This window comes from Mucilaginibacter sp. L3T2-6 (assembly GCF_030519355.1).
GTDB lineage: Bacteria > Bacteroidota > Bacteroidia > Sphingobacteriales > Sphingobacteriaceae > Mucilaginibacter.
Genome location: NZ_JAUMKC010000002.1, coordinates 94,392 through 108,945, shown reverse-complemented (window position 1 = coordinate 108,945; position 14,554 = coordinate 94,392). Strand labels below are relative to the sequence as shown.

16 protein-coding genes are annotated in these 14,554 nt (G+C 42.9%); 6 read left to right on the top strand and 10 right to left on the bottom strand.

The annotated features are described in order from the left end of the window. Positions 1–17: 17 nt before the first annotated feature. Entirely contained in the window at positions 18–488 is a 471-nt protein-coding gene (locus tag Q3W13_RS02795) for an Lrp/AsnC family transcriptional regulator (RefSeq protein ID WP_302861170.1), read from the bottom strand. Positions 489–617: 129 nt separating this feature from the next. On the opposite strand from Q3W13_RS02795, the gene Q3W13_RS02790 reads away from it, so the two are divergent. Genes Q3W13_RS02790 through smpB form a run of 3 tightly spaced genes read left to right on the top strand, consistent with a single transcriptional unit; the run spans position 618 to position 3,652 of the window. Then, entirely contained in the window at positions 618–1,268 is a 651-nt protein-coding gene (locus tag Q3W13_RS02790) for a metal-dependent transcriptional regulator (protein WP_302861169.1), read from the top strand. Further along, positions 1,265–3,169, top strand: a complete 1,905-nt coding sequence (locus Q3W13_RS02785) for an Nramp family divalent metal transporter (protein WP_302861168.1) — start codon at positions 1,265–1,267, stop codon at positions 3,167–3,169. Before Q3W13_RS02790 ends, Q3W13_RS02785 begins: the two co-directional genes overlap by 4 nt. 9 nt (positions 3,170–3,178) lie before the next feature. Next, positions 3,179–3,652 (top strand): SsrA-binding protein SmpB, encoded by a 474-nt coding sequence (gene smpB / locus Q3W13_RS02780; protein WP_302861167.1) that lies wholly within the window; start codon positions 3,179–3,181, stop codon positions 3,650–3,652. Positions 3,653–3,731: 79 nt separating this feature from the next. Here the strand turns inward: smpB and Q3W13_RS02775 are convergent, their stop codons facing one another. The 4 genes from Q3W13_RS02775 to Q3W13_RS02760 all read right to left on the bottom strand — a co-directional run bounded on the left by Q3W13_RS02775 (position 3,732) and on the right by Q3W13_RS02760 (position 7,883). Then, positions 3,732–4,388, bottom strand: a complete 657-nt coding sequence (locus Q3W13_RS02775) for a protein-L-isoaspartate(D-aspartate) O-methyltransferase (protein WP_302861166.1) — start codon at positions 4,386–4,388, stop codon at positions 3,732–3,734. A gap of 137 nt (positions 4,389–4,525) precedes the next feature. Beyond that, the gene (locus Q3W13_RS02770; RefSeq protein WP_302861165.1) at positions 4,526–4,996 is read right to left on the bottom strand and encodes an OsmC family protein; all 471 of its coding nucleotides are present in this window, start codon (positions 4,994–4,996) and stop codon (positions 4,526–4,528) included. 8 nt (positions 4,997–5,004) lie between these two features. Further along, the gene (gene priA, locus Q3W13_RS02765; RefSeq protein ID WP_302861164.1) at positions 5,005–7,491 is read right to left on the bottom strand and encodes a primosomal protein N'; all 2,487 of its coding nucleotides are present in this window, start codon (positions 7,489–7,491) and stop codon (positions 5,005–5,007) included. Positions 7,492–7,496: 5 nt separating this feature from the next. Further along, entirely contained in the window at positions 7,497–7,883 is a 387-nt protein-coding gene (locus Q3W13_RS02760; RefSeq protein ID WP_302861163.1) for a DUF423 domain-containing protein, read from the bottom strand. A 135-nt stretch (positions 7,884–8,018) separates the two neighbouring features. Between Q3W13_RS02760 and Q3W13_RS02755 the strand changes: the two genes are divergently transcribed. Together Q3W13_RS02755 and Q3W13_RS02750 are read left to right on the top strand one after the other, a co-directional pair. After that, on the top strand, positions 8,019–9,611 hold the full coding sequence (locus Q3W13_RS02755; RefSeq protein ID WP_302861162.1) for a hypothetical protein: 1,593 nt from the start codon (positions 8,019–8,021) through the stop codon (positions 9,609–9,611). A 115-nt stretch (positions 9,612–9,726) separates the two neighbouring features. Beyond that, positions 9,727–11,160 carry a DUF5723 family protein gene (locus tag Q3W13_RS02750; RefSeq protein ID WP_302861161.1) on the top strand — a complete coding sequence of 478 codons (1,434 nt, stop codon included), beginning with the start codon at positions 9,727–9,729 and terminating at the stop codon, positions 11,158–11,160. 65 nt (positions 11,161–11,225) lie between these two features. On the opposite strand, the gene tsaB is transcribed toward Q3W13_RS02750, so the two are convergent. The 4 genes from tsaB to rpmH all read right to left on the bottom strand — a co-directional run bounded on the left by tsaB (position 11,226) and on the right by rpmH (position 12,846). After that, a complete protein-coding gene (gene tsaB / locus Q3W13_RS02745) occupies positions 11,226–11,912 on the bottom strand; it encodes a tRNA (adenosine(37)-N6)-threonylcarbamoyltransferase complex dimerization subunit type 1 TsaB (RefSeq protein WP_302861160.1) in 687 nt (228 codons plus the stop codon). A gap of 84 nt (positions 11,913–11,996) precedes the next feature. After that, positions 11,997–12,239: a membrane protein insertion efficiency factor YidD gene (yidD, locus tag Q3W13_RS02740; RefSeq protein WP_302861159.1), complete on the bottom strand. Its 243-nt coding sequence runs from the start codon at positions 12,237–12,239 to the stop codon at positions 11,997–11,999. Next, a complete protein-coding gene (locus Q3W13_RS02735; RefSeq protein ID WP_302861158.1) occupies positions 12,236–12,619 on the bottom strand; it encodes a ribonuclease P protein component in 384 nt (127 codons plus the stop codon). Before Q3W13_RS02735 ends, yidD begins: the two co-directional genes overlap by 4 nt. A gap of 68 nt (positions 12,620–12,687) precedes the next feature. Then, entirely contained in the window at positions 12,688–12,846 is a 159-nt protein-coding gene (gene rpmH / locus Q3W13_RS02730; protein ID WP_146380590.1) for a 50S ribosomal protein L34, read from the bottom strand. Positions 12,847–13,045: 199 nt separating this feature from the next. Between rpmH and Q3W13_RS02725 the strand changes: the two genes are divergently transcribed. Continuing rightward, the gene (locus Q3W13_RS02725; RefSeq protein WP_302861157.1) at positions 13,046–13,921 is read left to right on the top strand and encodes a ChaN family lipoprotein; all 876 of its coding nucleotides are present in this window, start codon (positions 13,046–13,048) and stop codon (positions 13,919–13,921) included. 141 nt (positions 13,922–14,062) lie between these two features. Here Q3W13_RS02725 and mscL read toward each other — a convergent pair whose 3' ends face one another. Continuing rightward, the gene (mscL, locus tag Q3W13_RS02720; protein WP_302861156.1) at positions 14,063–14,491 is read right to left on the bottom strand and encodes a large conductance mechanosensitive channel protein MscL; all 429 of its coding nucleotides are present in this window, start codon (positions 14,489–14,491) and stop codon (positions 14,063–14,065) included. Between the last annotated feature and the right edge of the window lie 63 nt (positions 14,492–14,554).

Genomic DNA, 14,554 nt, shown 5'->3' with positions numbered 1-14,554 from the left:
CTCAATACATCTTCAAACTAATATTCCAGCGGTACGATCGGCTCCTTTTTGCTGGTAGACATGATCATCATGGTTTGAAAAGTTTTAACCACTGTTATGCGGCTGATCTTTTCCATAATAAGCTGCTCGTAAGATTTGATATCACGAACATATACCTTCAGCAGAAAATCGCACTGGCCGGTAACGTGATGGCACTCGGTAATTTCCTTAATCGTTTGTATTTCGTCCAAAAAGGTCTGGATAGTATTTTTCTGGTGAAAATCCAGTGATATCTGTATAAAGGTTTTTATACCTAACCCTAGTTTCTCCTCATCCACCAGGGCGTGATAACTTTTAATATATTCAGCGTTTTCCAGTTTGCGTACACGCTCCAAAGTTGGAGCGGGCGACAGCCCTATCTCGTTTGAAAGCTGCAGGTTTGTAATCCTTCCGTTCTCTTGCAATATCCGCAATATTTGCAAATCTGTTTTGTCTAATTCAGTAGCCATATCTGAAGAGCAAATATATAATTTTCCTGCTTCAACAAAATTAAATTTTTTGAAAAATAGTTTTAGCCGAAATATATTCTTTTTAATATTTTTTTAGATGTGTCTAAATTTTTTATTAGATTTGCTTAAATGAATACATTAGCAGAAGAGAACTATCTTAAATCTATCTATCACCTGGGGTTAAATAATGAGAGCGTTAGCACCAACCAGCTTGCAGCGTTGTTGAATACAAAAGCCTCATCGGTAACCGACATGCTAAAAAAGCTGGCAGAAAAGGAGCTTATCAACTATACGCCGTACCAGGGCGTAACGCTTACCTCATCGGGCGAGAAAATTGCCATCAACATTATCCGCAAGCATCGCCTGTGGGAGTTCTTCCTGGTTGAAAAACTTAATTTTAAATGGGACGAGGTGCATGAGATGGCCGAAGAAATGGAACATATATCGTCGAATGAACTGATAGACCGCCTGGATAAATTTATGGGATTCCCGAAATACGACCCGCATGGCGACCCCATACCCGACTGCAACGGCAAGTTCAAAGCACATGACCTAAAGCCTGTTTCAAGCGCCGGGATTGATATAAACGGTGTTATAAGTGGCGTGCGCGACCATTCGGCTGCGTTTTTACAGTACCTGGATAAACAAGGACTTACCATTGGAAAAAAAATCAGAATTACCGAGATCATCGAGTTTGACCATTCGATGGTATTACAATTAGATGACAAGACAATACAAATAAGCCGGGAAGTAGCTAATAATTTACTGATAATCTTATGAGCAACAGAAACGAAAATTCATTAGCCAATGTTCATAGTTCGATCAATCCTGAAAACCGTACCGGGTGGAAACGCGTACTCGCTTTCATCGGGCCAGCGTACCTGGTAAGCGTGGGTTATATGGACCCTGGCAACTGGGCAACAGACATTGCCGGTGGCAGTGCGTTCGGTTATAAATTGATCTGGGTATTATTTACCTCGAATCTGATCGCCCTCCTGCTGCAATCATTAGCCGCAAGGCTTGGGATTGTACGTGGTCTCGATCTGGCCCAGGCCTCAAAAAATGCCTATCCGCGTTTCGTCAACTTTTGCCTTTACATACTGGCTCAGATAGCAATCATCGCCTGCGACCTGGCTGAAATAATCGGTATGGCCATTGGCCTGCAATTGCTGTTCCGCCTGCCGTTGCTGTGGGGCGTATCACTAACTATTACTGACACAGTATTGATGCTGTTCCTGATGAATAGAGGCATGCGTAAATTGGAAGCATTCATCATGTCGATGATCTTTATTATCGGAATATCTTTTTTACTGGAGATGTTTATTGCCGGGCCCGATGTTGCTGAAATTGCTAAAGGCTTTATACCAACCAACTTGTTCAAGGGCGATAAGGTGAGTCAAAACATGCTGTATATAGCTATTGGTATCATTGGCGCAACGGTTATGCCGCATAATTTATATCTTCATTCGTCATTGGTACAGACCCGGCGAATAAGCCGCTCTGATGAGGGTATAAAATCGGCTATTAAATTTAACCTGTTTGACACAGCAATAGCGCTTAACCTGGCATTTTTTGTTAATGCAGCTATCCTGATACTTGCATCTGCTGCATTTTTCAAGAATGGTTATTTCGAGGTTGCCGAAATTCAGGATGCTTACAAGTTGCTGGAACATATTTTCGGGAAGGTGGCCCCTACCCTTTTTGCTATCGCACTTATCGCCTCCGGCCAAAGCTCAACTATTACAGGTACACTGGCAGGTCAGATAATTATGGAGGGACATATAAATTTGCGTATTGAGCCGTGGCTGCGCCGGTTGCTCACACGGGTACTGGCAATTGTGCCTGCCGTGTTTACCATTATATACTTTGGTGAAAAGGGCCTCGGCAGCCTGATCATATTAAGCCAGGTGGTCTTGAGCCTTCAGCTAGGCTTTGCTGTGATCCCGCTGGTACATTTTACATCCAATCGTAAGCGGATGGGTAGGTTCGCTATCAGCCTTAAAACAAAAATAGTTGCCTGGGCAAGCACCATTTTAATCGTGGCCCTAAATGTGAAATTGGTAATAGACCAGATTAACGACTGGATAAGCGGCGCACCGCACTCGGCAGTTTGGATTTACATATTCGTAACACCAATTGCGGCAGGCATAGGCTTGCTTTTAATCTACGTATTTTTCAGGCCGATCTTATTTAAGCATAATGACGAGCCTGCACGTGTACCGCACGGCCTTGCTTCAAAAATCACTGCCCTGGAACCGGTTAGTTATCACGATATCGCAGTTACCATTGATTTTTCGAAGAATGATACAGAGTGCATTCGCAATGCCATTATGCAGGGCGGTAAAAAGGCCCGCTATACGCTGGTGCACGTTGTGGAGACAGCAGGCGCCCGATACTACGGCGGACAGGTGATGGACCACGAAACCCAAAGCGATGTTGACAACCTGCAGACTTATGTAACCACATTAACTGATCTTGGGTACAAAGCCAAACCCCATATAGGCTTTGGCAGCGCAGCCAGTGAAATTGCCAAATATGTAAATGATAACGACATCGACTTTATTGTAATGGGTTCGCATGGCCATAAGGCTTTGAAGGATTTAATTTTTGGTACAACAGTAAATTCCGTTCGCCATATGGTAAATGTGCCCGTGCTGGTTGTTAAGTCGCAAGCAAAATAATTTGCATATTTGCAGGCTAAACAGGAACAGGTGATGGACCAGAATATTTATATTAAGAACAAGAAGGCCTATTTTGAGTACCATATACTTGACAAATACGTTGCGGGCATACAATTGCTGGGGACTGAAATAAAATCCATCCGCGATGGTAAGGCTAACATCAATGATGCTTTTTGTTCATTCATCAATAATCAGCTGTATGTACGTAACCTGCATATTTCGGAATACAGCTTTGGTTCATTCTACAATCATGAAGCCAAACGTGACCGTGTGCTATTGCTCACCAAAAAAGAACTGAAAAAGCTTCGCGTACGCAGCGAAGAAAAAGGATTAACAATAGTTCCGTTAGCTCTGTTCATCAGCGAACGCGGTTTTGCGAAACTGGAAATAGCGCTTGCCCAGGGTAAAAAGACTTTTGACAAACGCGAAACCATGAAAGAGCGCGACACAAAGGTTGAAATGGACAGGGCGATGAAACGGTAAGACCCCCAGCCCCCTAAAGGGAAGCTTCGGTTAGCATAATTATCCCGCTTTCGTTCCCCTCTTAGGGGATAGAGGGCTGTTACCAGGCCTTATCTCCTACCAGCGGCACAAACCTGAAGGTATCCAAAACAATCTTCTCATAATCGTTCTCGCCAACTTTTAATACGGTTACCATTTTTTGGGTTTTTTCATCGCCAACAGGTATTACCAGTATGCCGCCGATATTGAGCTGTTTTAAAAGTACATCCGGTACGGTTGGCGCGCCGGCAGTTACAATAATTTTATCATATGGGGCATGTTTGGCTATACCGATGGAACCATCGCCCACAAAAAAGTTAGCCTTATAGCCGATGTGAGGCAAAACCTGCCGGGTAAGGTTGTATAACTTCTCCTGGCGCTCAATGGTGTAAACTTTAGCCCCAAGTTCCAGCAATATACAGGTTTGATAGCCGCTGCCCGTACCTATCTCAAGCACTTTGTCGCCTTTTTTTACGTGAAGCAGCTGGCTTTGATAGGCCACGGTATAAGGTTGAGATATGGTTTGGCCCTCGCCTATCGGGAAGGCAATATCCTTATAAGCCTGGTTCCAGAAAGTTTCGTCGAAAAAATAATGGCGTCTTACTGTACCAATGGCTTTCAGTACGTTTTCGTCTTCAATTCCTTTTTTACGTAATTCTTCAACCAGTTTCTTTCGGGCGCCCTGTTCGCGGTAATTATCTATGTACTTATGAGCCATTTCCAGGCTAAGTTAATTAGTATTTCCGACTTGGCCGTAGTCAAAATTAACTTGCCCGTCATCTGCCTGATTTATCGGCAAATATTTTTTCCGGCTTGTCTCAATCTTGTTTGACGCCTATGTCACAACCAGCATTTTTATTTACCGGCTAAGCAAACCGGCCGATGCAGAACGGGAAAATTAACCGAATTAGCAATAAAGCATTTCTTATTCGCCTCGTGGTGCAACTCATTTGCCTTTGCAATCATTGTGTTATCGGCCAAGGTCACTTTAGGCCGCAGCGTAACTTCTTTAAAATAACCGCCACCATCGGCCGTTTCCGTCATTATTCCTGTTGCCTCGTCTGAATATTCAAGAACAACCACACCAGCCACACTGCATAAATGCAAATACCAGAGCATATGGCAGGATGATAGTGAGGCCACCAGCATTTCTTCCGGATTATACCTTGATTTATCGCCGCGAAAAGAAGGGTCGGAAGACGCGGGGATTATGGGCTTACCCGGAATACTTATTTCATGGCTGCGTTCATATCCGCGATAATCAGCAGTGCCATTGCCTGTATTCCCGGTCCAGGTGATGATTGCTTTATAATCGTGCTGTTTCATATATAAAATCAATAGGGGTCAACATCCGGTTGTACAATGCTGCCCTTGCTTAGCTTGGTAGTTTGAAACTGTGTAATTACATCGCGAATGATCGCTTTGGCTTTATTAATGGAAACACCATCCTTTTCAAATTTAAGCATGATGGATTTGATATAATAATTCCGGATGCGGCTGACCAATGGCGATTCGGGGCCGATAACGCGGTCATCAAATTGCTTACGCAGTTCATTAGCGAGGTAATTGGCCTGGTTATTTACAACTTCAGGATCTTTGTGCTTAACATCCAGGTTAATAATGCGGTAAAATGGCGGATATTTAAAGCTTCGCCTCTCCTCCATTTCAGTAAGGTACAAATCGAGGTAGTTGTTCTCAATCACCTGCTTAATAACGCGGTGGAAAGGGTCGTAGGTTTGTATTACTACTTTGCCCTGCTTTCCGCGTCGACCGGCTCTTCCGCTCACTTGCGAAAGCATTTGAAAGCTGCGTTCATTGGCGCGGTAGTCCGGAAACTTTAGCAGACTATCGGCATTAATGATACCGATAACGGTCACGTCCGAAAAATCCAGCCCTTTGGCAACCATTTGGGTACCCACCAATATGTCTATTTTCTTCTCCTCCAGGTCATTCAGGATATTTTGCAATGAATTGCGGGAACGTGTCGTATCCAGATCCATGCGGGCCAGGCGGGCATCGGGTAATATCAGCTGAAGTTCGTCCTCAATTTTCTCAGTGCCAAAGCCTTTATATTCCAGGTGGGTTGATCCGCAGGCAGGACATATATTCGGCGCATCCTCCTTATATCCGCAATAATGACAATGTAATTTGCCGCTGCTTTTGTGGTAGGTTAGGCTCACATCGCAATTAATGCACTTAGGTGTGTAGGCACATATTTTGCAAATAAGCAAAGGCGCATACCCGCGCCTGTTCTGAAACAATATTACCTGCTCTTTCTTTTCAAGCGCGGCATTGATGTCGTTCATCAAAACGCTGGTAAAATGCGACTGTATGGTTTTTTGCTTTGTTTCCGTTGCTATGCTCACCACTTCAATTTCGGGCAAATTCACCCCGCCGTATCTTTCAGATAATTGTACGAGGCCATATTTGTGGGTACGGGCATTATAGTAACTTTCGAAAGATGGTGTTGCAGAGCCAAGCAATACTTTCCCTTTTTGCATATTGGCCAGGAAGATAGCTGCATCGCGGGCATTATACCGGGGCGCCGGATCGAATTGCTTATAAGAGGTTTCGTGTTCTTCATCAACTATAATTAATCCCAGATTGTCAAAAGGGAGGAAAACCGCTGATCTTGCGCCGAGCACTACCTTATATTCGTTGTTGAGTATTTTTTGCCAAACCTCAACACGCTCATTATCATTAAACCTTGAATGATAGATACCAATGCTTGCCCCGAAGTAAACACGCAAACGTTCGATAATATGCGTGGTAAGTGCAATTTCGGGCAAAAGGTACAGCACCTGCCTTCCCGAATTGATTATTTCTTCTATCAGCCTGATGTATATCTGTGTTTTACCGGATGAGGTTACCCCATGCAATAATACCACATCCATCTGCTCAAATTGCTGCCGGACAGAAGCAAACGCCAGGTTCTGCTGATCGCTCAGTTCAAAATTGCTGTAAAGTTCTTGTTGCTCAAAAAATAATCGGCTTACATTCTTTTCCTCAATGATGAAAACTTCTTTTTCCTCAAGCGACTTAATACTTACCGCTCCCGCCCCGCTTTCCTCAATAAGTTCGGTTTTCGGGATACTTTTTTGATGACGGGCCAGTTTCAGGTAGGCCAGCACGGCGTCGGCCTGTTTGGGTGCGCGTTTCTCCAGGATACCAAGCAGGTCCCTTAAATTATCAGAATTTTGATAGACAGCATTCAGTGTAATAAAACTGCGTGTACGGGGCTTATAACGCTCGCTAACTTCTTCAGAGATATTTATGATATTCTTCTCGAACAGAAGTTTCAGGACTGGCATTACCGTTTTCTGTCCAAGTAATTTAGCGATGTCGCTTATGGTAAGCTCCGGCTGAATATCAAGTGCCTCAACAATTAAAAATTCCTTATCATGCAGCTGGGTTCTGTCGAATTCAAAACCTTTATTAAGAACAATTTTCGTTTCGCTGGCCAGTTTTAATGCCGATGGCAGTGCCGCATTCATTACCTCGCCCAGTGTGCACATATAGTATTCCGACATCCACTGCCAGAAGCGAAGCTGATCGGTAGTTACTACCGGGTGTTCGTCAAGAATCTCAAGCAGATACTTGGCTTCGTATTTTTCGGGCGCAAGCTTGCTTATCGATGCGATAACCGCAGTGTAGAGCTTGCTTTTACCGAACTGTACCACCGCCCTTTTGCCAACAACAACCGAGTCGTTCATTTCATACGGAACCCGGTAGGTATAGTTTTTAGCGATAGCCAAAGGCAATATCACTTCAACAAAAAGTGTTTCCCGCTCGGTAATCTGTGCTTCGGCAAACTCCAACATCCAATTTATTTATTTTTTGTGGCCGCTATCGCCATAGTAATCCATCCGCCTATAAACAGCACCCCGCCAAGGGGCGTTACGGGGCCGATAGCCTTAATCCAGCTCAATTCAGTTAATTCACGGGTTGCCAGTAAATACAGCGAGCCTGAAAACAAAATGATTCCGAATGAAAACAGGTAATAGCAATCATTAATCAGCCTTGTTTGATACCGGCTAAGAGCAGACAAGCCAATAAGCGCAAACACATGATAGAACTGGTATTGTACTGCCGTATTCCAAACCTGCATATCCTGCGGCTTTAATTTTGCAGACAGACCATGTGCACCAAAAGCGCCCGTGATGACTGCCAATGCTCCGAATATGGCGGCTGTTATTAATATTTTCTTCTTCATATTCATCAAAGGGCTAAGGTAGTGATTTGGTTGGATTGGTTGTAATTGTTGGAACGGTAATAGTAGTGTTAATAACTACTATAACAATTACAACTTTTACAACTACTATCACCTACCTTTGTACAGCAAGGCGCAATGAAAAAGCATATTATTATTACCCTAATTTTATTGGCGGCTACTGCTTATGTCACGGTTGTTTATTTTAAAAATTTAAATCCGCCTGGCAGCCGCACTAGCCTGGTTTTGAGCGCCATTCCTGACGATGCCCCGCTGATATTCGAATTTAACAACGATAAAAGCTTTTACGATATTTTTAAAGACAATAAGCTGTTCGCGGCTTTTATAGGAGCGGAAAAGCTGGGGCAATTAGACACCCTTCGTCAGGCACTGCTTCAAAACCGGGTGCTGGGTAAGTATTTTAATGGTCAGGACGTGTTTATTTCCTTGCATCCATCAAAAACAGAAGGTATAAGTCTTTTACTTACTATGTCTCCCGCCAACGGGTTCGAACCTGAAGTATTTGACGACCTGTTGAAACAAAAAAATAGCGGGCTGGTGGTTACGCCAATGCGTGCCGCTGGAAAATCCGGTTATAATATATATATAAGTGCGCTCAAAAAACGGTTTTATCTTATCAATAAGGGTAACAATGTTTTTTCAGGAAGCTTTTCCGAGGAGTTGGCAAACCAAAGTGCCTCCCATAAAAATACGCCGGGTGGTGAACGCTTTGTTTTACTTTCCGATCAGCAGAACAACAATTCTCTGGCTAACTTCTATGTGAATTATAACCAGCTGAATCCGTTGTTTGAGGAACTTTTCAAAAATAAGAACACTGATATCTTCAAAAATTTCAGGATGTTTCCGGCGTTGGCAGCGCTGAGCCTTAACTATCGTACAGACGCCATTATGTTTAACGGATCAACATCTGTTAAAAAAAATGAACGGCAAAGCTACCTGAGTATTTTTACGGGCCAACAACCGGTGCCAAATCACCTTAAGGAAATGTTTCCGTCTACTACTGCTTATTGCACAAGTTTTTCTGTGTCTAACCCGCAGAAATTCGCCGCTGACCTTATTAAGCAACAAAACAATAATAACCTTGACGGAGAAAGAGACGACCTTTTCAGCAAAATAAAAGCAGAGACCGGCGTAAAGATAAAAAACGATTTCGACGGACTGCTTGGAAACGAATTTGCTATTGTGACTACGCGCTATTTTGAAAAATTTGGGATTGTATCGGTAAAAGATGGCTCAAGGCTAAAAGTATTATTGACTGCTATGAGCATTATGAGCGATGAGAATACTGGGCAGCTGAGTTACGAAAAGCTACCCTCGTTTTTACTGGGCGATGCTTTTAATAATTTCAAACGGCCGTATTTCATGATCATCGACAATTACCTGATATTCGCCAATAGCAGTAACGAACTGGCCAGTTATTACGATATTTACATTAACCGCAAGTTCCTCAGCAAAAACGAACAGTTTAATCAATTTGACGAGCTGCTGGCCGCCCAAAGCAACGTCTCGTTTTTCTTCCATTTCAAAAATGCATTACCTGTTCTGGAAAGAGATATGGCTCCTGGTATATATGATGATGTAAAATCACTAAAGCCGGGATGGGGCGATTTCTACGGCGCATCGGTACAATTGAGCGCTGTTGACAATAACTTTTATACTAACTTTTGTTTGAAACTAAACTCTGATACAACGGCAAATAAACAGAAATAGCCCTGGCAGCATAAAACAATACATTTTCATTTCCGTTAAATTGTATATTATTTTTAATAGTGAATTTGGAGTTTTATCTTTAAAACGTCAATAAAGCCACGGCATCGCGAGCTATATGAAGAGAGTTCTACTTGTTTTTTTCCTGTTTTCGTTCTCAGCCAAAATTTTCGCTCAGCAATTTTCCCAATACAATACGGGCACGCTTTACGATTCGTTTGAGAACCCCGCTCAAAAGGCCTTTATTCCCGATTCTAGCAAGAAATATGCTACTAATCTGCTTTTTCCCAATTTTAACGCAAACTTTTTTATAACAGGCGATGCACAGGCTACGTTAAAAAGCCGCGCTTTTTTAAACAAATACGATAATAGCCTGCTACTGCTTAATCAGGGGCGTTTTAATCATTTTAATGGCAATGCAAATGTGTACCTCATTATGTTTAAAATGTTTTCGAGCTTTAACGGGGATACCGAACTTGGTTTTTCGGTACAAAACAAGATGGAAAGCCGAAGCATTTTCTCCGACGAAACAGCCTTATTACTAAACGGTCCGCAAGGATTCACGGGGAACGCTTATGCAGGCATCTTTAATAACACCTTTAGCTATCAAAGCTATAACCAGTTCGGCTTCACCTATAAAGAAAAAATCAATAATCATTTTACGTTAGGGGCAAAATTGAGCTTTCTGCTGGGTGTGATATCAGAGAAGGTAAATGTTACAAACTCGCAAATAGTTTTTGATAAGCCCAACGACTCGGCAATTTTAGGTTTGGCCGGCGTTTATCAATCCAGTTATATTCCAGGCCACTTCATAGCCCGCGATTTTCTGCCAACATTCCGAAATCCGGGTGCAGCAATAAGTCTGGGCGCCAGCTATCGTACAGAGGACGGCTTTATCATCCAGGGAAATATTAAGGACCTTGGATTTATACACTGGAGTAAGCGCTCAATAGTCAGCAACTTTGCTGATGTCAGAACTATAAGCGGATTATCAACCAAATCGCGCGAGGACAGTGTTTATAATGGCGTCAATAAAATATTAAGAAGTAACGAGGTGACAACCTCGTTTACTACCCCAATCAACGGACGTGCAGAACTAAGCGTAAATAAACAGTTTTGGATTGACGATAATAAAAATTTCAAATACTCACCAACACTCATAGCTTCTAAAGAATTGTTTTACCCGGGGTTCATCGGCGCACTGGTAAACCCCGTTCAATACAAAAGCTATGTTTTAACGCTAACGACTACGTATGATGACATGAAGCTGTTTAATGTTGGCGGCCAATTTATGTACAAGACGCCCAACTTTGAGTTTTATATAGGAAGCGACCGGCTTATGCAATCGGCAAGATTAGCAAAAGCGGCTGTGAGCCATAGTCCAACCGACCAATATTCAAACCTCAGCTATACCGGCGCCGACTTCTTCTTAGGCCTCGCGTTCAGGCTTGGACCTGTAATAGAACATCCTATGAATTCCAGCACGATCCCCATGGGCGAAAAAGGCTTCTTAGGCAGGTTCTGGGGAAGGTTATTTAAGACAGACCAGTAGAAAGCATTTAAGTATTAAGTAGCATCGCCCGCAATTATCGGCGGCACGGAGTTGAGAGAGTTTAATTAAACTGCTTTCTTGCCGGCAATAAAATCCTTCAGGTAATAAGGCTCAAAATAAGCCACATCTTCAAATTCCTTATTGTTAAATTTAGCCAGGGCCTTCTGTGTTAAATGCGATGCAGAATTTTTAAAGTCAGGCAGGTAAACAGCGTTGGAATTGTTTTTTAACACATTGTAACACTTCTCTGCGCCATCGCCAAAAAATAACACTTGCTTTTGATTCAGAATATCTGCAAAACTATTTCCATCTATGATAGATGCCGAAGTTGGCGCAATCCTTTCTCCGTTCATCGCAAACAGGGCGGTATAAACTTCCATCCTGCGGGCATCAATCATCGGGCACAACAGCAGTTCCGGATTGTTTTTATACTCGTTCATCGCCATAACACCGCCAGCCATAGATTCAAGTGTTTCAACGGCAATAAGCGGTTTATCCAGCGCAAAACATAACCCCTTTGCAGTTGACACGCCAATACGGAGACCGGTATATGAACCAGGGCCGCAGCTAACCGCGACAGCGCTGACATCGTTATATTTTAATTCTGCGTTAGTAATGATTTCATCAATAAATAACGTAAGCATTTCGGCGTGGAGGTTACGCCCGTTGGCTTCTTTCGACGCGAGGATCACTCCGTCTTTTGCCAATGCAACAGAGCAACTTGAAGTAGCTGTTTCTATTTGTAGAATCATTTTTTTAGTCTTGAGTCTAAAGTCTAAAGTCTCGAGTCAACAAAGGAAAAACTTTGGACTATAGACTGCCGACTTAAGACTTATTTAAGGAACCGGGTCATGCCCGTGCCCTCCCCAGGGATTGCAGCTGGCAATACGTTTCAAAGTTAACCATCCGCCCTTAAAAGGGCCGTACTTTTTTATAGCTTCCACGCCATATTGCGAACAGGTGGGCGTGTACCTGCACGATGCGCCTGTAACAGGCGATATGAAATACTGGTAAATTTTTATCAGGACTACGAATAAAGAGCCTATTATCAGCTTTAATATGTTACTGATAAATCTCATTTTTCAATTTCGGCGCAAAGCTGGGCCAGCAGCTTTAACATTTTTTTTTCAATAAAATCGTAATCAGCAATTTCTTTCCCGATAAAAGCTATCGAAAGCGCAATGTGCTTTTCGCTGTTATTTAACAAATCATATAAATGGCCTTGTTTATTCAGCCTGTATGCCTCGCGCATGCGGCGTTTCAATAAGTTACGGTCTACGGCGCGCTTGTACCGTTTCTTTGCAACCGAAAATAAAACTTGTACGGGGAAACTCTGAGGCGCTCCGGTTAGCACCCACGATATTTTGAAAGGGTAACATAAAAAAGAAGAACCATTATGATAAAGCCGCTCAATGAGCTTTTTATTACATAACCGTTCTTCTTTTGTAAAAGTATACATTGCTGATGCTGAACCGAAAATTTACGAATATAACCGGTCCGGGCTCCTATCCGGAGAAAGCAACCAGCTTATGCTTTATGACGACGCTCGTCAGAAACTGTCAATCTCTTTCTGCCTTTAGCTCTTCTTGCTGCTAATACTCTCCTGCCGTTAGCAGATGACATGCGCTCACGGAAACCGTGCTTATTTCTTCTTTTCCTTTGTGAGGGCTGAAACGTTCTTTTCATGGCTATATTATTCTATTCGTCGTTTTTAAAAACAAGAGCGCAAATGTAGTGATTATTTGTGATTGTTCAAATAATGTTTTGTTTTTGTTTCGTCAGGTAACGGAGTTGACTAAGTCGGAACGGTTTGATATATTGCAGGAAAGATTACCTAAGCGTTTAAAACGAAATCTGACTTGAATTTAACTGACCAATCAACAAAATGAAAACCTGGACTATCATCTTGTTTCTATTGCCATTTTGCGCCTTATCGCAGGCCCCCATGGCCTCTCATTATAAGATTTACAGCTCATCAAAACAAAAAATGGTGACCATCGGCGAGATTGCTGACGATCTTGGCAAAGCTGATGTGCTGTTCTTTGGTGAGGAACATAACGACTCGACCGGGCACTATCTTGAACATGCCATATTCCAAATACTTTCAGAAAAGTACCCGGGTAAGCTGGCTTTATCTATGGAAATGTTTGAAACAGATTGCCAGATACCCTTAAATGAATACCTGGCTGGCTTTATCCGTGAGAAAAACTTCACCACAGAAGCCAGGGCCTGGAAAAATTATAAAGACTACCGCCCAATGATTGAACTTGCAAAAGCAAAACACATACCGGTGACAGCAGCAAACGCGCCTGCGCGGTATGTTAACATGACTAACAGGTTAGGCCTCGCCAGTCTCCAACAGCTCGACGCAAGCAGTAAGGCTTTTTTGCCGCCGCTGCCTATTGATACAGCGACCGGTAAATACTACGACAACTTTGTGGAGGTGATGGGCGGTCACGCTGCGGTAAGTTCATCGAAAGTTTACCAGGCGCAGAACCTGTGGGATGCCACAATGGCCTATAATATTGCTAAAACCTTCAAAGCGCATCCGGGCTTTAAGATATTCCAGGTAAACGGCGGTTTCCACAGCGAGGCGCAACTCGGCACGGCTGCGCAGCTTAAAAAATATGCGCCCGGTATCAGGATTTTAAATATTGCTGCTTATGCCGATGATAGTTTTGACAATCCGGATTGGAATAAATTCAGCCCAAAGGGCGATTATATTATTTTAACGGATCCGAAGCTTCCCAAAACTTTTTAAAATATTATAAGAACATACAGAAATACCAAACCATCGTCTCCCCCCGTGTCAGGCAGTTAAATACTGTGAATAAAACAAAAGGCAAACAGATTATACCGTTTGCCTGTATGCGAATACGTTTAGCCGGGGTGATACCGGGGGCTATCTTTTTCCGGCGGCCAGCAGGTCTCTTATTTCAGTAAGCAACACTTCTTCTTTTGAAGGCGCTGCTGGTGCGGCAGGTGCAGCTTCTTCCTTCTTCTTTAATGAATTGATGCCTTTTACCAGCAAAAATACGATAAACGCGAGGATGACGAAATTAAGTACTACGGTAACAAAATTTCCCCAGGCAAATACAGGCCCCAGTTTCCTGGCATCCGCCAATGCAAGCCCCTCTGGCACCTTGGAAGACAAGGGGACATATAAGTTACTAAAATCTGCTTTAAAAGCAATCCCCACAACCGGCATGATCAGGTCGTTAACAACTGAGTCAACTATCTTACCGAAAGCAGCGCCGATGATGACACCTACTGCCAGGTCAACAACATTGCCCCGCATCGCAAAGTCTCTGAATTCTTTTACTATCGCCATAAGTTTCTGTTTTGTTTATAATAAAGATAACGATAAAACCTGAACAGCAAATTAATCGTTTAA